We start from the raw sequence: 23,719 nt of genomic DNA, 5'->3' as shown, positions 1-23,719 counted from the left end.
TCGGTCAAGGACTGCCTCTCCTGTCACGTGCGTGCCCCGCGCGGACGCGGGGTTCACCACCCTCGCACATGGCCCCCGGTGCCGGAGCCCGGGGGCTCGCCCCGGTGGCCGGGGAGCCGGGCGGCGGGCATCCAGTAGTACCGGGTGTTGCGCCGGCCGGGGGAATTCCGCATCGGCGGGTGTCGCCCACGGTGGCGCTCGGTTGTACTCGTGCACGGTCTTTCTCCCGTGCCCGCGAGCGGCCCGCCAGGGAAGGGGATTGAGATGGAACCCGGAGAGCGTGACCACCGGCTGGCCCGTGATCCCGTCGCCATCGTCGGCATGGCGGGGCTCTTCCCGGAAGCCGCGGGGCTGGGCGCCTTCTGGGACAACATCGTGGCGGGGCGCGACTGCCTGCGGGAGGTCCCCGGGCAGTGGTGGGACCCGGAGGTGTACTTCGACCCGGATCCGCTGGCCCCGGACAAGACGTACGCCAGGCGCGGCGGCTTCCTCACCCCGCAGCTGTTCGATCCGCGCGAGTTCGGGATGCCGCCGAAGTCGGTGGACTCCGTCTCGCTGGTGCAGTTGCTGAGCCTGCTGGTGGCGCGGGACACGCTGGCGGACGCGGGGATGGCGCGGGAGGGATGGTTCGACCCGGAGCGGGCGGGTGTGGTGCTGGGGGTGGCGGGGGTGGCCACCACGCTGATGCCGCTGGCGGCGCGGTCGTTCGTGCCGGTGACGGCGCGGGTGCTGCGGGACCTGGGGGCGCCGGAGGAGGGGGTGCGGCGGTTCACCCGGGCGCTGCTGCGGTCGCTGCCGGAGTGGACGGAGGACAGCTTCCCCGGGACCCTGGACAACGTGGTGGCCGGGCGGATCGCCAACCGGTTCGGCCTGCGCGGCGCCAACCACACGGTGGACGCGGCGTGTGCCAGCTCACTGGCGGCGGTGCGCGCGGCCGTGGACGAACTGCTGTGCCGCCGCGCCGACTTGATGGTCACCGGTGGCTGCGACGCCGACAACTCCATCGTCTCGTTCCTGTGCTTCAGCAAGACCCCGGCGCTCTCCCCCAGCGGACGCATCCGCCCGTTCGACGCGGACGCCGACGGGACGCTGCTGGGTGAGGGCATCGGCATGCTCGCGCTGAAGCGGCTGGCCGACGCCGAACGCGCCGGGGACCGGATCTACGCGGTGCTCAAGGGGCTGGGCGGCTCCAGCGACGGGCGCGCCCGCAGCGTCTACGCGCCCAGCGGCGAGGGGCAGTTGTCCGCGCTGCGCCGGGCCTACGCCGACGCCGGCTGCGATCCGCGCTCGGTGCAGTTGGTCGAGGCGCACGGCACCGGCACGGCGGCCGGGGACGCCACCGAACTGGCCACGCTGGAGACGCTGCTGGCCGGCGGGGTGCGCCGGGGCGTGGCGGTCGGCAGTGTGAAGTCGCAGATCGGTCACACCAAGGCCGCGGCGGGCGCGGCCGGGCTGATCAAGACCGCGCTCGCCCTGCACCAGCGCGTGCTCCCCGCGACCCTCGGCGTCGAGCGTCCCCGGCCCCCGGCCGGCGCGGCGGAGAGCCCCGTGTACGTCAACACCCGTACCCGTCCGTGGCTGCGGGACCCGGCGCGGCCGGTGCGGCGGGCCGGGGTGTCGGCGTTCGGGTTCGGCGGGGTGAACTACCACGCGGTGCTGGAGGAGCATCCGGCGGCCGACCGCGCCCCGCTGCGGGTGCTGCACCGGACGCCGAGGGCCTGCCTGTGGCACGCCCCGGACCCGCGCCGCCTGCGCGACCGGCTGGAGCGCGGTGAGCCCTGCGACCCGGGCCCGGTGCCGGCCGAGCATGCCCGGATCGGTTTCGTTGCGGTGGATCAACGCCACCACGGCGAGCTGCTCTCCCGCGCGGTGGCGGAGCTGACGGCGGTGTGCGACGGGCGGGACCCGTGCGGCGGGCCGGGGCTGTACTACCGGGCGCGGTCGGCGGACCCGGGCAAGGTCGGCGCGCTCTTCGCCGGTCAGGGCGGCCAGTATCCCGGCATGGGGCTGACGGCGGTGCTGGCCGTGCCGCCGCTGCGGGCCGCCTTCGACCACTTCAACGTAGGGTCCGGGGCCGGCCTGAGCCTGGCCGACGTGGTCTTCCCGCCGCCCGGCGGTGAGGCGGAGGCCGAACGGGCGCTGCGGCGCACCCGGTACGCCCAGCCGGCGGTCGGCGCCCTCGCCTGCGGGCAGTACCGCTTCCTGACCGAGCTGGGGCTGCCCGTCGACGGGGTGCTGGGGCACAGCTTCGGCGAGCTGACCGCGCTGTGGGCCGCCGGGGTGCTCGACGACGACGCCTTCGCCGATCTGGCGTGGGCGCGCGGCCGGGCGCTCACCCCGCCGCCGGACCTGCCGGATCCGGGCGCGCTGGCCGCCGTCCGCCTCACCGAGCGGGATCTCGCTCAACTCCTCGTACAACATGGCGAGTTGGAGCTGTGCAATCGCAACGCACCCGACGAGCAGGTCGTCGGCGGCCCCACTGAGGCCGTGGAACGGTTCCTCGACGCCTGCCGGGGCGACGGTGTGGCCGCCCGGCGCCTGCCGGTCGAGGCCGCCTTCCACACCCGGCTCGTCGGCCACGCCGGTGAGACGTTCGCCGCCGCCTGCGCCGAGGTGGCCTTCGCCCCGCCTGCCGTCGCCGTCTACGCCGACGCGCCCGGGGCCCGCTACGCCGGTGACGCGGCGGCCGACCGGCGGACGCTGGCGGCGCAGGTGCGCGGCAGGGTCGACTTCCACGCGCGGGTACGGGAGATGTACGACGACGGGGTGCGGGTCTTCGTGGAGTTCGGGCCCCGGCGGACCCTGGCCGGTCTGGTCCGGCGGACCCTGGCCGGCCACGGGGACGTGGAGGTGGTCTCCTGCGACGGCGGTCCCGGCGTGGACGGCGCGGTGGCGTTGAAGAGCGCGGCGGTGCGGCTCGCCGTGCTCGGGCTGCCGCTGGCCGACGTCAACCGGTACGACGCGGCGGAGGCGGCCCCGGCACGGGAGCCGTCGGGGGTGGCCCGGGTGCTGCGGGGGCCGAGGTTCGCGGAGGAGGCGTGCCGTGAGCCGTACGCGCGTTATGTCGCCGAGGCGGCTCCGGGCGCGTTCGCGCCGGTGACGGCAGGCGGCCACGATCCGCTGGCGGAGGCGGCCACCGGTCATCTGCGGGCGCACACCCGGTTCCTGGAGGTCCAGTCGGCCACCACCCGGGAGCTGGCCGGATGGCTGCGCGCGGGGGCCGAGGGCACCGTGGACGAGGGGTTCACGGCCGCCGTGCGGGCCGTCGCCGACCACGCGCTGGCGCTCACCGAGGCGCACACCCGGGCCGCCGAGGCGGTCACCGGGCTGCTGCGCGACCCCGGCCCCGACGCCCCCGCCGGACCCCGTCCGCCCCGGCCCGAGTCCTCCGTCACCCTGCCCGCGCCCCTGAACCCGCGGCACGACGAGACCCCCCGCCCGGCACTCACGGCACTGCTGCACGGCGACGCCCCCGGCGACCCCGTCCCCGACGAGATGGCCGGGCGCTCCGTGGCGGAGATCCTGGAGCGCTGCCGGGCGGTCCTGGCCGAGAAGACCGGCTACGAACCCGACATGCTCCAGCCCGAGTTGCTGCTCCAGGAGGACCTGGGCGTCGACTCGCTGAAGATGGTGGAGCTCGGATCGGAACTGTGGCGCCACTACCCGTCGTTGACCCGGGAAGAGCTGTTCGGCTTCACCGAGGCGAGGACGCTGGGCGAACTCGCCGCGATGTTCGCCGAGAAGCTGGCGGCCGAACGCTCCGCGCTGCGCCGGGTCGAGGGCAACACCCTGGGCCGCTCGCACGTCGTACCGGCCTCGCTGCCCGAGCCCGACCAGGTGCCCGACGCGTTCGGGGAACGGCCGCACGCCCTGCTGGTGGACGACGGCGGTGACCTGCCGGGACCGCTCGCCGACGGGCTGCGCGCCCGGGGGTGGACGGTGCGCGTGCTCGCCCTGCCGGGCGTCCCCCTCGCCGGCCCCGGAGCCGTGCTGGCGGACTGGTCGGAGGAGGCGCTGGCCCGGGGGCTCGCCGAGGCGCTGGACGGCGTGGCCCGACTGGGGCTGTGCGCCGTGCCGTTCAGCCGTTCCGCGTGCCGGGACGTCCCCGGGGTCGTCGAGCGGCTGGGCCACGCCGTGCTGTTGGCCAAGCACGTCCGCGATCCGCTGCGTGAGGCGGCGGGGGATGGGCACCGGGCGGCCTTCGTCGCGGTGACCCGGCTGGACGGCGTCTGCGGTTACGCCGGTTCCGGCGGGGACCCGGCCGCCGCGTCGGCCGCCGGGGTGGGCGGCCTGATCAAGTCCTTCGCCCTGGAGACCTCCTCGGTGTTCTGCCGCGCGGTGGACCTCGCCCCCCAGCTCCCCCCGCGGCAGGCCGCCGACGCCTTCCTGGCCGAGCTGGGCGACGCCGCGACCGGTCACCGTGAGGTGGGCATCACCGCCGGCCACCGACGCGTCGCCCCCGAGTTGGCACCGTGCCCGCCCCCGGTACCGCCCGCCCCGGCCGCCCCGCCCCCGTTCACCGGCGACGACCTGCTGCTGGTGACGGGCGGGGCGCGCGGCATCACCGCGTGGTGCGTGCGGGCCCTGGCCGAGGACCACCGGTGCGGGTATCTGCTGCTGGGCCGCACCCCGTCGACCGACGAGGAGCCCGGGTGGGCGGCCGGGCACGAGACCGCCGAGGCGCTGCTGGCCGCCGCCACGGCCCACCCGGACGCCCCGGCGGATCCGGCCCGCGAGGTCCGGCGGGTGCTGGCCGGACGCACGGTACGGGCCACCGTGCGCGCCCTGCGCCGACGCGGGGTCGAGGTGACCTACCTCGGCGCCGACCTGCTCGACCCGGCCCAGGTCTCCGCCGCCCTGGCACCGTACGCGCGGCGGATCACCGGGGTGGTGCACGGCGCCGGGGTGCTCGGCGACCGCCCGCTGTCCCAGACCGGCGAGGCGACCATCACCCCGGTGCTCACTACCAAGGTGTCCGGCCTGCACCACGTGCTCTCCGCGCTGGATGCCGCACGCCTGCGGCACCTGGTGGTCTTCTCCTCGGTCAGCGGGCTGCGCGGCAACGTCCGGCAGAGCGACTACGCCACGGCCAACGAGGCGCTCAACCGCTACGCCCGTGCCTTCGCCGCGGCCCATCCGGACTGCCGGGTCACCCCGATCGCCTGGGGCCCCTGGGAAGGCGGCATGGCCGACAAGGTGAGCCACGTGTTCAAGGAGGCCGGGGTGCCGGTGCTCACCCGCGAACAGGGCTGCTCCGCCTTCCTCGACCTGCTCCGGGCGCCTCGGGAGGACGGGGACGGCTCCGTCACGCTGGTCGGCCCGACCCGGCCGCTGCTCCAGGTGGTGGCGCGGGTGCCCGCCGCCGGTCTGACGGTCCGGCGTCACCTCGCGGGCCTGGAGGACGAGCCGGTGCTGCGCGACCACCGCGTGGGGGGACGGCCGTTGCTGCCGATGACGGCCGCCGTCGGATGGTTCCTGCACGCCGTGGAGGGCGCCCGGGGCGGTGCGGTGTACGCCACCGGGTGCCGGGACTTCCGCATCACCCGCGGCCTGTACTTCGACGGCGGCCACCCCTCCCACCTCGACCTCGTGCTGCGTCCCGGCGCCGACGAGGACCGCGTCGAGGTGTCCACCGCTCCCCCGCCCGACGGCGCGGACGGGTGGCCGGGGTTCACCGGCACGGTGTGCTGCGCGCCACGGGAGGGCGCCGCCCCGGTGGTGCCGCTGCCCGCGCTGCCGGAGGCCGGCGGCCTCCACCCCGCCTACGCCGCCGGGCACTTGTTCCACGGTCCGTCGCTGTCCGGGCTGCGCGCGACCGTGAGCCACGAGGAGGGCCGGCTGGTGGTCATGGCCCGGATGCCCGAACCGGCCCTGGCCGACGGGGCGTTCCACAGCGCCCTGTTCACCCCGGGCCTGGCGGATCTCCTGCTCCAGGCGGCCGGGCTGATGTGGCGGGAGGCGCCGGCCGACGGCTTCAGCGCCCCGGTGAGCGTGGCACGCCTCGAGTTGTTCGCCCCGCTCCCCGACGACCGGCCGTTCGTCATCATCGCCGAGAGCACCGAGGTCAACGCCCTCGACGGATACTGCACCGTCACCGCCTGCGACCCGTCCGGGCGGGTGCTGCAACGGTGGCACCGGCTGCGGATGCTGCACGTCGGCGAAGCGCAGGCGGTCCGGATGCTCACCGCGGCCAAGGCGGGCAGCCGTGCCTGAGCCCTCCCCGGACGCCGCCGCGCCGCTGACGTTCAGCGGCCCCCCGCTGCTCGTCCTGCCGTCCGCCGGAGAGCCCGCCCGCTGCGTCGACCCGGACACCACGGCGGACCTCACCGGGCGGATGGCCCGCCATCTGAACCGCGCCCACACCGCGGTGCTCGACGCGCACCGGGCCGTCCTGCGGTGGCAGACCGGCCACGCCCGCGGCCCGGCCACCGGCCCCGCGCTGCCCGGCACCGGAGAGGGGGGCCCGGCGTGACCGCCGACGCGCCCGGCACCGACCCGTACCCGACGCTGGCCGACCTCGAACGGCCGGTGTTCGTCCTCGCCGACGGCGGTGGCGTCCGGCTCACCGCGAGGCCGCCCGGCCCCGGTGACACGCTGCTGGCCGCCGCGCCGCCTCTGCCGCCCGAACGGCTCGGTTCGGCCGCGTTCCTAACCGGGCACGGTGTGCGCGCCGCCTACCTGGCCGGTGCCATGGCCGGCGGGATCGCGGGCACCGAGCTGGTCACCGCGCTGGCCCGGGCGGGTTACCTGGCGTCGTTCGGCGCGGCCGGGCTGCCCGAGGCCCGCCTCGACGCCGCCCTGTGCCACCTCGCGGACCAGCTCGGCGAGGCGCCCTACGCGTGCAACCTCATCCACACCCCGGGCAGTCCGCGCCACGAACGGGTCTGCGTGGACCTGTGCCTGCGTCACCGGGTGCGGTGCCTGGAGGCGTCGGCGTTCCTCCAGCTCACCCCGGACCTGGTGCGCTACCGGGTGACCGGGCTCGGCCCGGCCGGGGACGGCGGGGTGCGCGTCGGGCACCGGGTGATCGCCAAGGTCTCCCATCCGCGCACCGCGGAGATGTTCCTGCGGCCCGCCCCGGAGCCGCTGCTCGCCGGGCTCCTGACCAGCGGTGCCATCACCGCGGAGCAGGCCGGGCTCGCCCGCCGGGTGCCGGTGGCGGACGACGTCACCGTCGAGGCCGACTCCGGCGGCCACACCGACGGCCGTCAGCTCACCGTGCTGCTCCCGGTGGTCCTCGCGCTGCGGGACCGGGTGGCGCGCGACACGGGGCTCCCCGCGGTGCGCGTCGGCGCGGCCGGCGGCATCGGCACCCCCTCGGCCGCCGCCGCTGCCTTCGCGCTCGGCGCGGACTACGTCGTCACCGGGTCGGTCAACCAGTCCTGCGTGGAGGCCGGAACGCACCGTTCCGTCAAGGAACTGCTGGCCACCGCCGACTTCACCGACTGCGCGACGGCTCCGGCGGCCGACATGTTCGAACAGGGCGTCACCGTCCAGGTGTTGTCGCGCGGCACGCTCTTCGCCGGGCGCGCCTCCCGGCTGTACCGGCTCTACCGCGACCACGACAGCCTGGACTCCCTCGGCGCGGACGACCGCGGGCGCCTGGAGGCGGTGCTGGGGCTGCCGGTCGCCGAGGTATGGCGGCAGACCCGCGACCACCTGCGCGCCCACGACCCGGAACGGCTGCGGCGCGCCGAGGCCGACCCCAAGTTCCGGATGGCCTGCGTCTTCCGCTGGTACCTGGCCCACGCCTCACGCTGGGCCTGCGCCGGTGAGGCCGCGCGCCGCGCCGACTGGCAGATCTGGTGCGGCCCCGCCATGGGCGCCTTCAACGCGTGGACCGCCGGCACCCTGCTGGCCGACCCCGCCCGCCGCCACGCCGCCACCGTCGCCGCCCACCTTCTGCGTGGCGCCGCCTACCACACTCGCGTTCACCAACTCCGCGCCGCCGGACTGGCGTTGCCCGCCTCCTGCACCACGTACCGCCTGCCACCGCCGTCCCGGCCACGAGTAGCGGACGCCCTCCCGACCCCGGCGCCACCCCGCTGAGCGCGGCGCGGGTGTCCGTACGCCGGGGCGCGCGGGGCCGGACGCGGGAGGGGCCGCCCGACGTCCGCCGGCCCGCCACCCGTGGTGCCCGTCCGGTCACGGCGACCGGACGGGCACGCGCGTGGCGGGTGTTCAGTGCGCCGTCCAGCCGCCGTCCACCGGGACCGAGGCGCCGGTCAGGTAGCCGCTGTGGGGGCCGCACAGCCACAGCACGACCGCGGCGACCTCCTCGGGCTCGATGAGCCGTTTGATCGCGGTGCGTTCCAGCATCACCTCGCGCACCACCTCGTCCTCGCCGATGCCGTGCGCCTCGGCCTGGGCGGCGATCTGCCGCTCGACCAGCGGGGTGCGGACGTAGCCGGGGTTGACGCAGTTGCTGGTCACCCCGTGCGGGGCGGCTTCCAGCGCGACCACCTTGCTCAGCCCCTCCAGCGCGTGCTTGGCCGCCACGTAGGCCGACTTGTACGGGCTGGCGCGCAGTCCGTGCACCGAGGAGATGTTGACCACCCGCCCCCAGCCGCGCCGGTACATCCCGGGCAGGGTGCGGCGCAGGATGCGGAACGGGGCCTCCACCATCACCCGCTGGATGAGGGCGAACCGCTCCGGCGGGAACTCGTGCACCGGGGCCACGTGCTGCAACCCGGCGTTGTTCACCACGATGTCGACATCGGCGGGCAGGGCGTCCACCGCGTCCGGATCGGCGAGGTCGGCGACGTGGGCCCGGCCGCCGACGCGTGCGGCGACCTCCTCGGCGCCGTCGGCGGCGATGTCGACCACGTGGACGTGGGCGCCGGCCTCGGCGAGCGCCACGGCGCAGGCCCTGCCGATGCCGCTGGCCGCACCGGTCACCAGGGCGGTGCGGCCGGCGAGGGGCGCGGGGGTGCCCTCCCGGTTTCGTGTGCTGCTTTCCATGACCGTCACGGTAGGTAGCTTGCGGCCCCGAGTGCACGTCGGCGGCGCACACAGTCGGGCCCGCGGGTGTGGTGGCGGTCGCCATCGGTGCCGTCGTCCCGTCCGGCGCCCGCCCTCTTGACGGGCCGTCACCTACGGCCTACGGTCGCCGACCGATGCGATTTGTTCGTTTCTGTTGAATCGAGCGCTCAATGATCAGCAGATGCGAACATCACCGGCGTCGGCCGCACTGCCGCGGAGGGAGTCCCCATGCCGAGACCGCCCGTGTCACGCCCGCTCCCCGTCCCCACGTCCGCCGGGCACGCGCCCCCGGCCCGACCGCCCTGGTCCGTCCGGGGTTCGCGGTGGGCCGCGGCGGCCGTGGCGCTGCTGCTGGTCGCGGCGGCGCCGCTGGTGGCGAAGCCCACGGCCGCCCGGGCCGCCATCCCGACCGCGATCACCGTCGACGGCGACGCCGACGGGCGCGTCTTCGACGGCGTCGGCGCGATCAGCGGTGGCGGCGGCAACTCCCGGCTGCTGGCGGACTACCCCGAGCCCCAACGCTCCCGGATCCTGGACTACTTGTTCAAGCCCGGCTACGGCGCGGCGCTCCAGATCCTCAAGGTCGAGATCGGCGGCGACACCAACTCCACCGACGGCGCCGAGCCCAGCCACGAACACACCCGCGGCGCCGTCGACTGCGACCGCGGCTACGAGTGGTGGCTGATGGCCCAGGCCAAGGCCCGCAACCCCGGCATCAAGCTGTACGGGCTCGCCTGGGGCGCCCCCGGCTGGATCGGCGGCGGCCACTTCTGGTCCCAGGACATGATCGACTACCTGGTCTCCTGGCTGGGCTGCGCCAAGTCCCACGGGCTCACCGTCGACTACCTCGGCGGCTGGAACGAACGCGGCTACGACAAGGCGTGGTACGAGAAGCTCCACGCCACGATGGCCGCCGACGGCTACCCCACCAAGGTCGTCGGGGCCGACAGCGACTGGGGCGTGGCGGACGCGATGGCCGCCGACCCCGCCTTCGCCGGCTCGGTGGACGTGGTCGGGGCGCACTACCCGTGCGGCTACATGTCGGCGATGACGTCCTGCTCGACCACCCCGGCCGCGCTGGCCTCCGGCAAACCGCTGTGGGCCAGCGAGAACGGCTCGGAGGACTTCGACACCGGCGGCGCCCCGATCGCCCGTGCCCTCAACCGCGGTTACCTCGACGCCAAGTTCACCGCGTTCATCAACTGGCCGCTGGTGGCCGCCGTTTACCAGAACCTGCCGTACAACACGATGGGCCTGGTCACCGCCTCGCAGCCGTGGTCGGGCGCGTACCGGGTCGGCAGGAGCACCTGGGCGGTCGCCCACACCACCCAGTTCACCCGGCCGGGCTGGAGCTACGTGGACCCGGCCGGCGGCTACCTCGGCGGTTCGCGGGCCAACGGCAGCTACGTGACGTACCGTTCGCCGGACCGCCGGGCCTGGAGCACGGTGCTGGAGACCCTCGACGCCACGGCGGCGCAGCCGGTCACCTTCAAGGTCACCGGCGGGCTGCCCGGAGGCACGCTGCACGTGTGGTCCAGTGACCTCTCCTCGCCGTCCCAGCGCGACTACCTGGTGCACAGCGCCGACCTGACGCCCGGCGGCGGGGTGTACGCGCTGACGCTCCAGCCCGGTCACGTCTACACCGTCACCACCACGACCGGGCAGGGCGCCGGCACCGCCGTCTCCCCCGCGCGCAGCCGGCTGGCCCTGCCGTACCGCGACTCCTTCGACACCACACCGGTCGGCGGCGAGGCCCGGTACCTCGCCGACATGAACGGCTCGTTCGAGGCGGTGCCCTGCGGCGGCGGACGGCACGGGACCTGCGTCCGGCAGATGGCGCCCACGGCGCCGATCGCCTGGGACAGCCCCAGCGACCCCTACGCCACGGCGGGCGACCTGTCGTGGAGCGACTACACCGTCTCCGTCGACACCATGCTGGAACAGGCGGGTTCGGCCGAACTGCTGGGCCGGGTCGGCCTCCAGCACGGCTTCGACCCCGCCGACATCGACGCCTACCGCCTCGTGCTCGGTGCCGACGGCGGCTGGTCCCTGCTGCGCGGCAGCGCCTCGGGAACGGTGACCACGCTGGCGAACGGCTCGGTCAAGGCGCCCGGAACCGGTACCTGGCACACCCTCGCGCTCACCTTCGCCGGCGGATCCGTCACGGCCGCCGTGGACGGGGTGCGGCTCGCCTCGGTCACCGACACCGCGTACGGCTCGGGGCAGGTCGGCATCGGCACCTCCGGTTACGTGGGCGCCCAGTTCGACAACCTGGGCGTGACGCCCGGGGCGGCGGCCGATCTGTCCGGGACCTACCGTCTGGTCAGCCGCAACAGCGGTCAGGTGCTGGACGCCAAGGGTGCCGGGACGGCCGACGGCACGCCGGTCATCCAGTGGCCGGACAACGGCGGCGCCAACCAGGAATGGCGGCTGACGGCCACCGGTGACGGCTACTACACCCTCACCGGCGTCGGCAGCGGCAAGGCCCTGGACGTCCCCGACCACACCACCGTCGCCGGCACCCAGCTCGACCTGCGCACCCCCGACGGCACAACGGCGCAGCAATGGCTCGTCGTCCCCGCCCGCGACGGCTACTACACCGTCGAGAGCCGCGACACCGCCGAACTCGCCGACGTCGACGGCGCCGCCACCACGCAGGGCGCCTCGGTCATCCAGTGGCCCGCCGACGGCGGCACCAACCAGCAGTGGCAACTCGTCAAGGTGAGCTGAATCGCGTTCACCCGTAGAGGTGATCTCTTGGGAGGTGAGGAACAACCGTGCGACACCGATGAGTTGTGCCGGGTATGACGACATCGGACACGGATCCGGGGTTGGGGCGCGACGGGGACGCCGACGGCCACGACGACCGTCCGGCGCCCCGCCGCCCGAACCGGTGGGAGGAGAGCAGGGTGGAGAGGGGGCGATCGTCGCAGCCCACGAGTTCGTACGAGGCGGCGGACGGCGGCCGGATCGGTCCGGTCGTCCGTGGTGCGACGCTCAGGCGAGGGCGAGCCTGGCGCGTCGGCGGCACCACGCCGACCAGACCAACAGGGCGCCGATGACGGACAGTTCGATCACGGTCGACAGGCCGGCGGTCACCGTGACCGGCAACAGGAACAGCATCGCGGCGCGTACCGCGGCCTCCGCGACGAGTCCGCCGCCCCACACCGCGGTCTGCATCCGCACGGACCGACGCATACCCGGGTCGTCCGGCAGCGGCCGGCCGTGCAGCCGCCGGCCCAGGTACGCCAGCGCCGGGGTCGGGGTGGCGCAGCTGGCCAGGAAGACCAGACCGGCCAGGGCGCTGGTGGCCGGGTCCCGCAGCAGCAGCATGCGTTCGTCCCGGGCGAGCAGCGCGATGACGAGCATGAGGGCGTAGGTGGCGAGCATGAGCCCGGCCAAGGCGTCGATCCGGCGCTTGCGGTACGCCGTCCACAACAGCCACGCCCCGGCCACACCCGTCGCGGCCAGCAGGGAGGCGGTCACGGAGAGGCCGGCGGCCTGGCCCGCGTAGAAGGTGGCCGGAGACAGACCCGCGTCGCAGGCGAGCGAGATCGCCTTGGCCCGGCGCGTACCGGTGGTGGCCTTGCCGTCCGTCCGCGTGGGCACGGCTTCGTGTGTTCTCATGTCCGTGACGCTACGGAACACGGCGCTCACGGGGATCGACCCGCGGGCGGAGCGCCGGGTGGAGATGGCGGCGCCCGGGCCTCCACCCGCGGTTGGAGAGTCCCGTGCGCCGGACGGAGACGGCCCGCCCCGGTGCGCGGTGCGTGCCCCCGGTGGTCCCCGGTCATCCGTCGTGGGCCACGCGCTCCCGCAACGCCCGGGCGACGCGCTCCACGTCGCGCGAGGTCGTCCGCCAGTTGCTGAACGCGGCCCGCAGCGCCGGCACCCCCGCGTACACCGTCGGCGTGACGAAGACCTCGCGACCCACGTCGGCGGCGAGCCGGGCCAGCGCTTCCGGGGTCGGATCCGTGGCGAGGGTGAAGCAGACCACGTTGAACCGCACCGGCGCCAACAGCCGTAGTTCCGGGGTGCTTTCGACGGCGTCGCCGAGGGCGCGGGCGTTGGCGGCGCAGCGGGTGACGATCTCGCGGTAGCCCTCGCGCCCGTAGGCGAGCAGCGTGAACCAGGCCGGCAGCGCCCGCAGCCGGCGGGAGTTCTCCGGGGTCAGGTGGACCGGGTCGGGCGACTCGCCGAGCGGGCCGAGGTAGGCGGCGGCGTTCCGGAAGACCCTCACCTGCAACTCCCGGTGGCGGGTGAACTGCACGGCCGCGTCGTACGGCACGTTGAGCCACTTGTGCAGGTCGACGCAGATCGAGTCGGCCGCGTCCAGTCCGCGCAGCAAGTGCTCGTGGTCGGGCGAGAGCGCCCCGAAGGCACCGAAGGCGGCGTCCACGTGGAGCCAGCAGCCGTACCGGTCGCGCAGTGCGGCCAGCGCCGACAGGTCGTCGAAGTCAACGGTGTTGACGGTCCCCGCGTTGGCCACCACCACGCATGCCTCGCCCGCCTCCCGGGCCTCCAGCAACGCCGCTTCCAGCGCCGCCGGATCCACCGCCTCCCGGTCGGGCAGGGTGGCGACCGGGACCAGCGCGGACCGCCCGAGGCCCAGCATCGACAGCGCCTTGGCCACGCTCGAATGCGCGCTGCCCGACAGCACCCGCACCCGGCCCAGCGCCCCGGCGCCGGACTCGGCCACCGAGACGCCTCGCGATGCGCCGAGCCACTCGCGGGCGATGGCCAGCCCCACCGTGTTCGACATCGTGGCGCCGGTGACGAACGTTCCCTGTTGGGCCGGTGACAGCCCGAACAGCTCGCGCAGCCACTCCAGCGTCGCCTGTTCCAGGTGGTGACCGGCGGCGTCCAGGGCGGAGGTCGAGTTCTGGTCCGCCACCGAGGTCAGCCAGTCGCCCGCGAGCGCCGCCGGGGTCGCCCCGCCGGTGACGAACCCGAGGTAGCGCGGCCCGGCGCTGGCCGAGAACAGCGGTTCCCACCGCTCGGCGTAGACCTCCAGCGCGCGGCCCAGCCCCATCCCGCGTTCCGGCAGCGGCACCGCCCCGGGCGGCTGCGACGGCACGACGACCGGACGCTCCGGCAGACCGTCGAGGAAGTCGACGGCCTGGGCGCGGACCCGTTCCAGCAGACCGGGCAGCCCCTCCAGATCGGCGGCGAGCGTGGCGTCCATCGGCGAATCTCCCATCCTCGTTCCGGCCGTCCGCCCCGGAGACCGGTCGGAGTCGGCATGCGCGGCGCGTCCGGCGCGCCGGAGAGCGACGGTAGCCGTGGGCCGCGCGACCGGGCCTGGTCCAATCGTGAAAGAGTGGACCAGTGCGTGCGGTGATGGAGGGCCAGGTCGTCGGGGCGCTCGGCGAGTGGCGACGGCCCGGTGCGCCGTTGGCGGCGGCGCTCGCGGACGCGGTCCGCGCCGCCGTGCTCGACGGACGGCTGCGTCCGGGCAGCGCGTTGCCCGCCGAACGCCGGCTGGCCGTGGCGCTCGGCGTCAGCCGTGGCACGCTGACCGCCGCGCTGGCCGCACTGCGCGAGGACGGCTGGGTGCGCACCCGGCACGGCAGCGCCAGCGTCCTGCGGCTGCCACCGGTCGCGGCCGGCCGGATCGCCCCGCTGACCGCCACCGGCGAAGCGGGCACCATCGATCTGCGGCGTGCCGTGCCGGCCGCGCCGCAGGCCGCGTACCAGGCGGCGATGGCCCGCGCGGCGCAGCGGTCCGGTCCGTTGCTGGCGCTGGACGGCGAACCGGGGCCAGGACTACCGGAGTTGCGCGAACTGCTCGCCGCCCGTTACACCGCCGAGGGACTGCCGACCCTGCCCGGCCAGATCCTCGTCACCTCGGGGGCGCGGGCCGCCCTCACCCTGCTCTGCGCCCGGCTGCGGCCCCGGGTCGCGGCGGTGGAGGTCCCCACCTACGTCGACGCGCTGACCACACTGCGCACCGGCGGCACCCGGCCGGTCGGCTGCCGGGTGACCGGCTCCGGCTGGGATCCGGAGCAACTGCACGACGCCTTCCGGGCCGCGGCCGGCCACATCGCCTATCTGACCCCGGACTTCCACAACCCCACCGGCGCCCTGATGTCCCCCGGCACCCGGCGCACCGTCGCCGAACTGGCCGCCCGCCACCAGGTCACCGTCATCGCCGACGAGACCCTGCGCGACCTGGATCTGCGCGACGAACCGGTGCCGTTGCCCCGCATCGCCCGCGCCCTGCTGATCGGTTCGACCAGCAAGACGGTCTGGGGCGGGCTGCGGATCGGCTGGCTGCGCGCCCCGGCCGCCATGGTGGACGACCTCGCCCGCCACCCGCTGCACGGGCCGCTCGCCCCCTCGCCCATGCAGCAACTGACCGCCGTGGAACTGCTCGCCGACGACGACGGACTCCTCGCCCGGCGCCGGAACACGCTGCGGCGACAACGCGATCACCTCGCCGCGCTGCTCGACGGGGACGACCGCTGGCGGTTCGCCCTGCCGGCGGGCGGCCTGACGCTGTGGCTGCGGCTCACCCGGGAACGGGCCGACGCCGTCACCGCCCGCGCCGCCGCCGAGGGGCTGCACCTGTCCCCCGGACCGGTCTTCGCCGCCGACGCCACCCTCGCCCACTACCTGCGCGTCCCCTACACCCCTCCCCCCGAGACCCTCGACCGCGTCGCCGCCGTTCTCGGCGCGGCCGTTCCCGCCGGCGCCCGCCCCGGTCGCGCCCGGCCCGACGCATAGCCTGGTGCCCATGAACGGTGAAACCGATCTGCGCGCCCTGCTGACCGGCCTGCGCCCCCAACTCAACCCGGGCCGCTACGTCTTCACCACCATCCGCTCCGCCATCCCCTCCGGCGTGGACCCCGTGGCGACCGTCCGCGAACCCGAAGGGCTGACCCTGGTGGTCCGCCAGGAGGAGGCCGACGCGGCCGGCCTGCCGTACGAGTACGTGGCCGGCTGGATCACGCTGCGCGTGCACTCCGCCCTCGACGCGGTCGGGCTGACCGCCGCCGTCGCCCGCGAGCTGACCGCCGTCGGCCTGAGCTGCAACGTGGTCGCCGGCTTCCACCACGACCACCTGTTCGTCCCCGTCGAACGCGCGGCGGAGGCCGTCGAGGTCCTGCTTCGACTGGCACGACGCTCCGCGTGACCTGACCGGCCCCGGCGACGTGACACAATGCGCGGGCACCCGGACGACACACCATGCGGAGGCAGGCGCTGATGCGCGACCAGACCATCGGTGACTTCCTGGACACCCTCGCCGACCGCATCCCGGCCCCCGGCGGCGGCGCGTCGGCAGCGCTCCACGCCGCCCAGGCAGCCGCGCTGCTGGGCATGGTCGCGCGGTACAGCACCGGCGACAAGTACGCCGAACACGCCGCCACGGTGCAACGCGTGATCGAGGGCACCGACCGGCTGCGGGAGACCGCCCTGCGCCTCGCCGAACAGGACGCGGCGGCGTTCACCGCGGTCACCGACGCCTACCGGCTGCCCAGGTCCACCGCCGAGGAGAAGACGGCCCGTTCCGCCGCCATCGCCGCCGCGCTCGCCGCCGCGGCCGAGCCCCCGGCCCAGGTCCTCGCCGCCTCCCTGGCCGCCGTCGAGTACGCCGAGGAACTGCTGCCCATCGCCAACCGCAACGTGATCACGGATGTGGCCGCCGCCACCGAAGCCGCCCGCGCCGCGGCGACCACCGCACGGATCAACGTCGAGATCAACCTCACCGGCATCAAGGACCCCGCCGTCCGCGCCGATCTCACCGCCCGCGCCGCCGTCACCGACGGCATCGTCACCCGGGCCGACCAGGTGACCACCGCGGTCCGCAAGGAGATCAACCGATGAGCACCGCCACTCCCCTGTCCGGCAAGGAACTCGCCGCCGCCATCCGCACCTCCGCCGCGGACCGTGCCGCACACCTCACCGCCGCTGGCCGGACGCCCAAGCTCACCGTCGTGACCGCCACCGACGACCCGTCCAGCGCCTGGTACGTCCGCTCGATCGCCAAGGCCGCCACCAAGGCCGGCATCGTCTGCGACATCGCCGACCTCCGCCCGGACTCCACCCCCGACGCCATCCGCGCGACGCTGGAGAAGCTGAGCGCCGACGATGGCGTCCACGGCATCATCCTGCAGACCCCGCTGCCCGCCGGCGCCGCCCTGGAAGACCTCGCGTCCGCCATCGCGTTCGCCAAGGACGTCGACGGTGCCAACCCCCTTTCCCTCGGCCGGCTCGCCGCCGGACTGCCCGCCTTCGCCCCGGCGACCGCGCAAGCCGTCGTCGCCCTGCTCGACCACCACGGTGTCGAACTCGCCGGCCGCCACGTCACCGTGATCGGCCGCTCGAACGTCGTCGGCAAGCCCGCCGCCCATCTGCTCCTGGCCCGGAACGCGACCGTCACCGTCTGCCACTCCCGCACCGCGGACCTTTCGGCCATCACCTCCCGTGCCGACATCGTGGTCGCCGCGGTCGGCCGCGCCGGCCTGGTCACCGCCGAACACGTCCGTCCCGGTGCCGTGGTGATCGACGTCGGCACCAACCCCACCGAGGACGGCGGCCTCACCGGCGACGTGGACGCCGCGTCCGTCACGCCTCTCGCCGCCGCGCTCACCCCCGTCCCCGGTGGCGTCGGCCCGGTCACCACCGCGCTGCTCCTCGACCACACCGTGCGCGCCGCGTCCGAGGAGGCCACGACGCCGAGTTGACGCCCGGCCGCCGGTCGGGACGGATCGGATCGGTCCAGACTGGGCTGGGCCGCCCGGCGTCCACCACCGGCCACGCACCGCGGGCCGCTCCCGCGACGATCACCACGCGCTGTCCGCGCCGACCCCGACGAGCCAGCCGTGCCCCAGGTCGTCACCATGGCCGAGGGGCCGCCGCCCCGGCCCGGGACCCCCTGGGCCAACCGTCCGGACACTCACCCCCGTTCGTGGTGCCCGGACGGCCCTGCCCCTTGACCCAGGCATCCGCACCCAGGCGCGTCGCCCCAGCGGTCAGGTCTCAGGCGGGGGTGCCTCCGGCGTAATCGCTGTTGAACGAGTTCTCTATCGCCGACTCGACCCCCGTGTCCTTGAGGATGATCCCCAGTTCCCGGTTGTTGTCGAGGGAGTTGGACGTGATGTTCATCGAACCGGCCTCCACCTGCGCGGTCGACAGCCCGTAGTCGGCGACTATGGCCTTGGCGTGTATGTAGAACCCGGTGCTGGACGAGTAGCCGACGACCGTGGCTCCGGCGTTCTCCACCTCCGCTATCTGGGTGCTGTACGACGAGGGGTGCTCCACCACCACGCGCACCGTCACCCCGGCCTGCGCCCGAGCCGCTATCGCGTCCACCACCGCGCTGTCGCTGAACTCCTCCTCCTCGACGTCCAGGGTCTGGGTGGCCGAGTCGATCACCGAGAGCAGCCGCGCCCGCGAATCCGTGGGCGACCACAGCAGGTTGTCACCGTCGTCCGGCGTCACCGACGCCCCGGTGTAGTCCGCGGCGAAGACGTTCTCTATCGCCGCCACGTCATTGGGGTCGTTGTCGAAGACACCGTAGTCACGGCTGGTCGGGTAGTACTTGGCGGTGAGGTTGCCGGTGAGGACCAGTGACTTCGTTCCGTCCACGGTGATGGTCTTCTGGTGGGTGTACACGTACTGGGACGAGGACCACACCACCCCTACCCCCGCACTCTCGAGCGTGTTGTACGCGGACCCGTTCACCGTGGTCTTCGTACCGTCCAGGATGACTCTCACTTTCACCCCCCGCTTCTCCAGGTTGACCAGGTCGGAGACGGCGGTCGAGTCGCTGAGCTCGTACATCGTCATGTCGAGGCTGCGAGTCGCCGAGTTGATGAAGCTGTAGATCGTCTGCTCGCTGCTGCTGAGCGAGAAGGCGAACGCGGAGTACGTGCCGGTGGCGTGCGCGGTGACGGCGGTGGCGAGCACCGCGGTGCACGCGGTGGCGGCGACCGCGACGTGGCGAAGGACACTGCGGGCCATGCTGGCCTCCCCTGGCTGGTTGGACGCCGGCCTGAGCTGACCGGCGCCCGACCAGGGCACCACGCGCGTAGATACGCCGGAAGGCTCTTCACAGTGAAATTGTCATGGACACAAAGCGAGCGATCGGTGGGAATCCGTGCCTACCTGTTGTGCCCAGCGCGCCATCGTCCGCTGCTCCCCCTGAGCCCCGGTGTCGCCGGGCCTGCCGGGCCTGCCGGGCCTGCCGGGCCTGCCGGGCCTGCCGGGCCTGCCGGGCCTGCCGGGCCTGCCGGGCCTGCCGGGCCTGCCGGGCCTGCCGGGCCTGCCGGGCCTGCCGGGCCTGCCGGGCCTGCCGGGCCTGCCGGGCCTGCCGGGCGACGCTACCCCGTGCTCCTACCGGTTGTCGCCGCGCCTCCGGCCCCTATACCCCGACCAGTGACGGCTCCGCGCTACCCGGACCTGCCGCGCAGGGACTGAACCGGGCCAGGTAAGCCAGAGTTGACCCCGAGCGTGTCTGGAGATGGAGCCCGGAACTGTCGGCCAGCCGGTGCAGCCTGCCGAACGGTATCCAGTGCCGGTCGAAGAACTCCCCCACCACCAGCCTGCCTCCCGGCGCAAGCACGCGTGCCGCTTCGGAGAGCACCCGCTCGGGCTCGGGGATCTCGCCAAGCGCGGTCACCAGATACATCGCATCGAACGTGCCGTCCTCAAAGGGAAGTTCCCGCGCATCCGATCGGGTCGGGAAGACGTTGTCCAACTCCTGCTCCGCGGCGCGTCGCATCACGTGATCCAACATCTCCGACTGAACGTCCAGCACGTCGAGCCGCCCCTGCGGCCCGAGTTGGGGCGCGATGTGCAGCGACTGGAGCCCGGTGCCAGGACCGACCTCCAGGATGCGCTCACCGCGACGGGGCTCCAGGACGGTGTCGAGCCGGTCCGAGGTCAGGAAGGGCAAAGGCAGGTCCAGCAGACGGCACTGAGCGTAGGGATAAGGCGCTTTGTCTCCGAACCACCAGTAGCCGGCGGCGGCTGCGGCGCCCGCCGCGAGGGCCCATCGCATCCGGGCTCCGGTGAGGACGCTGGTGGTGCTCATGGTTCTTCTCCCATCGGTTGTGCAATCGATCAGGCAGTAGGACGCGTCAAACGTTCGAACGACGGGGTGATATTCGGCCGTAGTCGGCCATGGGCAGAGAAAAAAGCGGTATGGAAGGCTCCGTCCGACCGGAGATTTCACTTCCGCGCTTGAGGTTGGCTGACCCGCCGATCGGGGTGGGAACGGAAGTGGAGTCCGATACGGAAGGGCAAATGGAACCCCTGTCGTCCGGGCCGTGAGTCGGCTGGCCGGCGGTTCCGCCCGAGTGCCGTCAGGCTGGCACGCCCTGTCCAACAGGACGATGGCGTTGGCGCTTTGGCCTGCTCGCGTTCGCGGAAGACCCAGGCGTTCTGGGGGTCGGGCGCCCCCTCGGTGGCGACTACGCCGCGGACGAGTAGGCCGGGGATCTGGCGAGTGCGTCGCGGTCAGGACGCGTCCCGCCCGGGGTGGCCTCGGAAGGCCAGGACTATGCAGAGGACAGCCAACGGGACTTCCGCTCCGACGGCCATCACCAGAGCCGAATGTATGTCGCTTCCGACGGACGCGGTCGTGGTGTCGAACCACGCGTCGACCAACAGCAGCGTCGCCGTCGCCACGGCGACCGGTGTGCGTCGGTGATCTCCGCGGACGGCCAGTACGCCTGTGCTGATCAAGCCCAACGCTTCGAAGGCGTCGAGCCCGACCCAGGCCGTGGCCCAGTGCGAGGCCGTTGCCGTGGACGGCAGACCCGTCGCCAGCACGACGAGCCAGGGCAGCAGAAGCACTCCGCACCCGATCAGTCCGTATCCGATGAGGCCAGGTGCCAGCCGGCGCGCAGCGGTGCGCCGGGAACGATGGCTTCGGTCGCCGGATCTCTCGTCCCGGCCTCCGGTCCTTCCGGGCGCGTCCATGGAGGAATCGGTGCCGAACAGATCGATGATCTCGGCGCGGGTGCCGGAACCGTCCGAACCCTCGTCGGGACCAACATCCTTGCCGGAATAGGACACGGTATGTGTGGCCGCTTCCGCGACGGAGACCGTATCCATGGCCGGGCCCATTCCGGGGACGGTCTCCGCGATGGCGCCGGAGCGGGGGCCGGAGACGGAAGCGGATCCGGCAACGGAGTCGGCTCCGGAGCCGTCAGCGCCGAGGCGGGAGCGGCCGGCACCGGCGGAGGCGGGCGATTGCGTGGGCGGGGTCGAGAGGGGGAGCTGAAGCGCGTTCATGGGTCGGTTGTCCTTGTCGGCCGGGTTCTCCTGCACGTTCTCCAGGTTCCGCCGCTGACGCCGCCATGTCGGTAGCTCAGGTATCCGTCTTCGGGGTGGCACCAGGTACACCCTCAAGTCGGATACTGTCACCATGGCTTGTTCCTGACCAACCGCCCTACCGTTCTCACCATGCGATACACCGCCCGACTGCGGCGCCTTGCTCCGCAGACCGTCGAGGGCCTGGCACGGGACACCAAGTTCCTTGTGACGGGTCTGCTGATCCAGTTCACCGCGCTGGCCATCATGGCTTCACCCTGGCTCTACTTCGTTCCGGCGTCGATGGCCGCCATAACGGTCGCCGTGGTCATACCGCTGGCGTTCCTGGTAGTGGCCGCTCCTGTGCTGAGCAAGGCGCAGCGCCTGCGATTCAGGCTCCAGCTCGGCGTCGACATCCCCGTCCCGGCCACCGAGTCCACCCGCCCGGCGGGGTTGGCCGGCATACCGATGTCCCTGGATCCCTCGGCGGAATGGCGGCAGCTCGGCTACCACTTGTTGATCGGCCCGCTCATCGCGCTCGGCGGGGTGTTGACCTTGCTGCTGTGGCTCCCAGCCGCCGTCGCCGCGACCTCCTGTGCATGGGTATGGGCCGTGCCGGTGGACTGGCGCCTGGCCCACCACGGTTACTCGACGCAGGTCGGGTACGTCACGGCCGGCGGGATCGTGGTGCTGTGCCTGCTGCCCACGCTGTCACGGAAGCTGGTGCGGCTCGACGTCCAGGCCGCCACGAGCCTGCTCGGCCCGAGCCCCGCCCAGCAATTGGCCCGTCGCGTGGAAGACCTCACGCAAAGCCGTGCCGGGGTCCTGGACGCGGCGGACACCGAACGGCGCCGTATAGAACGGGATCTGCACGACGGCGCGCAGCAACGCCTGGTGTCCCTCGCCGTCAACCTGGGCATGGCCAAGGCCACTCTCACGGATCTGCCGGACCAGGCACGCGCGGTGATCGACGAGGCCCACCGGGAAGCGAAGGAGGCCATCGCCGAGCTGAGCGACCTGGTGCGGGGGCTCCATCCGGCCGTCCTCGAGGACCGGGGCCTCGACGCGGCGCTCTCCGCGGTGGCCGCACGGGTTCCGATACCGGTACGGCTATCGGTGGATCTGCCGTCCCGGCCGTCGCCAACGGTGGAGGCCGTGGCCTATTTCGTGGTCTCGGAGGCTCTGACCAATGCGGTCAAGCACGCCTCGGCGTCCGGGGCCGATGTCACGGTCGAGCGCATAGGTGACACACTGCTGGTCGTCGTCGCGGACGACGGTGTCGGGGGTGCCGATGCAACCGCCGGCACCGGGTTGTCGGGGCTCGCCAAGCGGGTGGCCTCGGTCGACGGCACGTTCTCCGTCAGCAGCCCCGTCGGGGGCCCGACCGTCCTCACCGTGGAGTTGCCGTGCGCGCCGTGATCGCCGAGGATTCCCTTCTGCTTCGGATCGGGGTCGTCAAAGTGCTTCAGATGGCCGGCTTCGAGGTGGCCGCCGAGGTCGCCGACCCCGAGGCGTTGCTGGCAGCCGTGGAGGAGCATCAGCCGGACATCGCCGTGGTCGATGTGCGGATGCCACCCGACTTCCGGGACGAGGGGGTACGGGCGGCACTGGTCATCCGCCGGCAGTGGCCCAAGACCTCGGTGCTGTTGCTCTCGCAGTACGTGGAGGAACGGTACGCGGCGGATCTGCTGTCGGCCGACACCGCGGGCGTCGGGTATCTGCTCAAGCAGCGAGTGGCTGATGTGGAGGAGTTCGTCGAAGCGTTGCGGCAGGTGGCGGAGGGCGGGACGGTACTCGACCCCCAGGTGGTCTCACAGCTTCTGGTTCGTCGGCACAGTGATCCGCTGGACCGGTTGACTGCGCGCGAACGGGAGGTTTTGGAGCTGATGGCGAGTGGCCGGTCCAACGCCGGTATCGCAAGGGAGTTGGTGATCAGCGAGAGTGCGGTGGCGAAGCACATCAACAGCATCATGACCAAGCTGGATCTGCCGAAGACCGACGCCGACCATCGCCGTGTGCTCGCCGTGCTTCGCTTCCTGGGTGTTGCGCGGCCGGAGTGACGCGGCGGAAGCGTCCCCGATCCGATGAAGAGAGTGCGGAACAAGTCCAGGGCGCGACCCGGCCGGGGTTCGCGCTGCTGCTGAAGTTCTTCGAGGTCGAGGCCCGGTCCTGATGTCGGCGAAGGAGGTCCCGGCCGCTGCGGTGGGGTGCGTCGCCCAGCAGTGAAGGTCTCAGGGGAAGCCTGGGCGGTCTTCGCGACCGGGTCGGCCTGGAGATCGCGGCGGTGCGGTTCGGGTGCACGTAGCGCAGCTGCTGTCCGCGGATGTCGCCGAGCGGCTTCCCCTTGCCGCCCCGGGATGGGCCCGAGGCACTTGGCGGTGTCCTCGGGCACGATCCCGGGAGAGTTCACCGGCACGGCGTCCCGATCGGGAGAGTGTCCCCGGGACTCGGTGAACGTGCGGCACGGGTCTCCCTC

General features: G+C 73.6%; 16 protein-coding genes. 10 read left to right on the top strand and 6 right to left on the bottom strand.

What is annotated here, in order from left to right; genetic code table 11:
- Nucleotides 1-264 precede the first annotated feature (264 nt).
- Genes SCATT_RS26860 through SCATT_RS26850 form a run of 3 tightly spaced genes read left to right on the top strand, consistent with a single transcriptional unit; the run spans nt 265 to nt 8,049 of the window.
- The gene (locus tag SCATT_RS26860; RefSeq protein ID WP_014146376.1) at nt 265-6,213 is read left to right on the top strand and encodes a type I polyketide synthase; all 5,949 of its coding nucleotides are present in this window, start codon (nt 265-267) and stop codon (nt 6,211-6,213) included.
- Nucleotides 6,206-6,472 carry a hypothetical protein gene (locus SCATT_RS26855; RefSeq protein ID WP_014146375.1) on the top strand — a complete coding sequence of 89 codons (267 nt, stop codon included), beginning with the start codon at nt 6,206-6,208 and terminating at the stop codon, nt 6,470-6,472. Before SCATT_RS26860 ends, SCATT_RS26855 begins: the two co-directional genes overlap by 8 nt.
- Entirely contained in the window at nt 6,469-8,049 is a 1,581-nt protein-coding gene (locus SCATT_RS26850; RefSeq protein WP_014146374.1) for a PfaD family polyunsaturated fatty acid/polyketide biosynthesis protein, read from the top strand. Before SCATT_RS26855 ends, SCATT_RS26850 begins: the two co-directional genes overlap by 4 nt.
- 132 nt (nt 8,050-8,181) lie before the next feature.
- Here SCATT_RS26850 and SCATT_RS26845 read toward each other — a convergent pair whose 3' ends face one another.
- Nucleotides 8,182-8,961: a 3-hydroxybutyrate dehydrogenase gene (locus SCATT_RS26845; RefSeq protein ID WP_014146373.1), complete on the bottom strand. Its 780-nt coding sequence runs from the start codon at nt 8,959-8,961 to the stop codon at nt 8,182-8,184.
- Between the two features lie 249 nt (nt 8,962-9,210).
- Here SCATT_RS26845 and SCATT_RS26840 point away from each other — a divergent pair, with 249 nt between their 5' ends.
- Nucleotides 9,211-11,712 (top strand): RICIN domain-containing protein, encoded by a 2,502-nt coding sequence (locus SCATT_RS26840; protein ID WP_014146372.1) that lies wholly within the window; start codon nt 9,211-9,213, stop codon nt 11,710-11,712.
- Nucleotides 11,713-11,979: 267 nt separating this feature from the next.
- Here the strand turns inward: SCATT_RS26840 and SCATT_RS26835 are convergent, their stop codons facing one another.
- On the bottom strand, nt 11,980-12,609 hold the full coding sequence (locus SCATT_RS26835) for a VC0807 family protein (protein WP_157894853.1): 630 nt from the start codon (nt 12,607-12,609) through the stop codon (nt 11,980-11,982).
- Nucleotides 12,610-12,772: 163 nt separating this feature from the next.
- Complete coding sequence (locus tag SCATT_RS26830; protein WP_014146370.1) at nt 12,773-14,167, bottom strand: pyridoxal phosphate-dependent decarboxylase family protein; 1,395 nt, start codon at nt 14,165-14,167, stop codon at nt 12,773-12,775.
- Between the two features lie 143 nt (nt 14,168-14,310).
- On the opposite strand from SCATT_RS26830, the gene SCATT_RS26825 reads away from it, so the two are divergent.
- From SCATT_RS26825 to SCATT_RS26810, 4 genes are all read left to right on the top strand, one after another.
- Nucleotides 14,311-15,708 (top strand): aminotransferase-like domain-containing protein, encoded by a 1,398-nt coding sequence (locus SCATT_RS26825; protein WP_014146369.1) that lies wholly within the window; start codon nt 14,311-14,313, stop codon nt 15,706-15,708.
- A gap of 10 nt (nt 15,709-15,718) precedes the next feature.
- Entirely contained in the window at nt 15,719-16,117 is a 399-nt protein-coding gene (locus SCATT_RS26820; RefSeq protein ID WP_014146368.1) for an ACT domain-containing protein, read from the top strand.
- 71 nt (nt 16,118-16,188) lie between these two features.
- Nucleotides 16,189-16,809 (top strand): cyclodeaminase/cyclohydrolase family protein, encoded by a 621-nt coding sequence (locus SCATT_RS26815; RefSeq protein WP_014146367.1) that lies wholly within the window; start codon nt 16,189-16,191, stop codon nt 16,807-16,809.
- Entirely contained in the window at nt 16,806-17,669 is an 864-nt protein-coding gene (locus SCATT_RS26810; RefSeq protein WP_014146366.1) for a bifunctional 5,10-methylenetetrahydrofolate dehydrogenase/5,10-methenyltetrahydrofolate cyclohydrolase, read from the top strand. Before SCATT_RS26815 ends, SCATT_RS26810 begins: the two co-directional genes overlap by 4 nt.
- A 295-nt stretch (nt 17,670-17,964) precedes the next feature.
- Here SCATT_RS26810 and SCATT_RS26805 read toward each other — a convergent pair whose 3' ends face one another.
- The 3 genes from SCATT_RS26805 to SCATT_RS39760 form a co-directional block, all read right to left on the bottom strand.
- On the bottom strand, nt 17,965-18,948 hold the full coding sequence (locus SCATT_RS26805) for a phospholipase D-like domain-containing protein (protein WP_014146365.1): 984 nt from the start codon (nt 18,946-18,948) through the stop codon (nt 17,965-17,967).
- 400 nt (nt 18,949-19,348) lie between these two features.
- The gene (locus SCATT_RS26795; RefSeq protein WP_014146363.1) at nt 19,349-20,020 is read right to left on the bottom strand and encodes a class I SAM-dependent methyltransferase; all 672 of its coding nucleotides are present in this window, start codon (nt 20,018-20,020) and stop codon (nt 19,349-19,351) included.
- A gap of 425 nt (nt 20,021-20,445) precedes the next feature.
- Nucleotides 20,446-21,261, bottom strand: a complete 816-nt coding sequence (locus tag SCATT_RS39760; protein WP_014628757.1) for a hypothetical protein — start codon at nt 21,259-21,261, stop codon at nt 20,446-20,448.
- A 135-nt stretch (nt 21,262-21,396) separates the two neighbouring features.
- Here SCATT_RS39760 and SCATT_RS26785 point away from each other — a divergent pair, with 135 nt between their 5' ends.
- A complete protein-coding gene (locus SCATT_RS26785) occupies nt 21,397-22,662 on the top strand; it encodes a sensor histidine kinase (protein WP_014146361.1) in 1,266 nt (421 codons plus the stop codon).
- Nucleotides 22,650-23,303, top strand: a complete 654-nt coding sequence (locus tag SCATT_RS26780; protein ID WP_014628756.1) for a response regulator transcription factor — start codon at nt 22,650-22,652, stop codon at nt 23,301-23,303. The genes SCATT_RS26785 and SCATT_RS26780 overlap by 13 nt, the downstream gene beginning before the upstream one ends.
- The last annotated feature ends 416 nt before the right edge of the window (nt 23,304-23,719 follow it).

The sequence above is a fragment of the Streptantibioticus cattleyicolor NRRL 8057 = DSM 46488 genome (assembly GCF_000240165.1).
GTDB lineage: Bacteria > Actinomycetota > Actinomycetes > Streptomycetales > Streptomycetaceae > Streptantibioticus > Streptantibioticus cattleyicolor.
This window is presented reverse-complemented; position numbering and strand designations above follow the sequence as displayed.

Coding starts and splice junctions, on each gene's coding strand:
- SCATT_RS26840 (WP_014146372.1), top strand. CDS start 9,211: ATGCCGAGACCGCCCGTGTCACGCCCGCTCCCCGTCCCCACGTCCGCC.
- SCATT_RS26845 (WP_014146373.1), bottom strand. CDS start 8,961: ATGGAAAGCAGCACACGAAACCGGGAGGGCACCCCCGCGCCCCTCGCC.
- SCATT_RS26805 (WP_014146365.1), bottom strand. CDS start 18,948: ATGGCCCGCAGTGTCCTTCGCCACGTCGCGGTCGCCGCCACCGCGTGC.
- SCATT_RS26810 (WP_014146366.1), top strand. CDS start 16,806: ATGAGCACCGCCACTCCCCTGTCCGGCAAGGAACTCGCCGCCGCCATC.
- SCATT_RS26785 (WP_014146361.1), top strand. CDS start 21,397: ATGCGATACACCGCCCGACTGCGGCGCCTTGCTCCGCAGACCGTCGAG.
- SCATT_RS26815 (WP_014146367.1), top strand. CDS start 16,189: ATGCGCGACCAGACCATCGGTGACTTCCTGGACACCCTCGCCGACCGC.
- SCATT_RS26860 (WP_014146376.1), top strand. CDS start 265: ATGGAACCCGGAGAGCGTGACCACCGGCTGGCCCGTGATCCCGTCGCC.
- SCATT_RS26835 (WP_157894853.1), bottom strand. CDS start 12,609: ATGAGAACACACGAAGCCGTGCCCACGCGGACGGACGGCAAGGCCACC.
- SCATT_RS26820 (WP_014146368.1), top strand. CDS start 15,719: ATGAACGGTGAAACCGATCTGCGCGCCCTGCTGACCGGCCTGCGCCCC.
- SCATT_RS26830 (WP_014146370.1), bottom strand. CDS start 14,167: ATGGACGCCACGCTCGCCGCCGATCTGGAGGGGCTGCCCGGTCTGCTG.
- SCATT_RS26795 (WP_014146363.1), bottom strand. CDS start 20,020: ATGAGCACCACCAGCGTCCTCACCGGAGCCCGGATGCGATGGGCCCTC.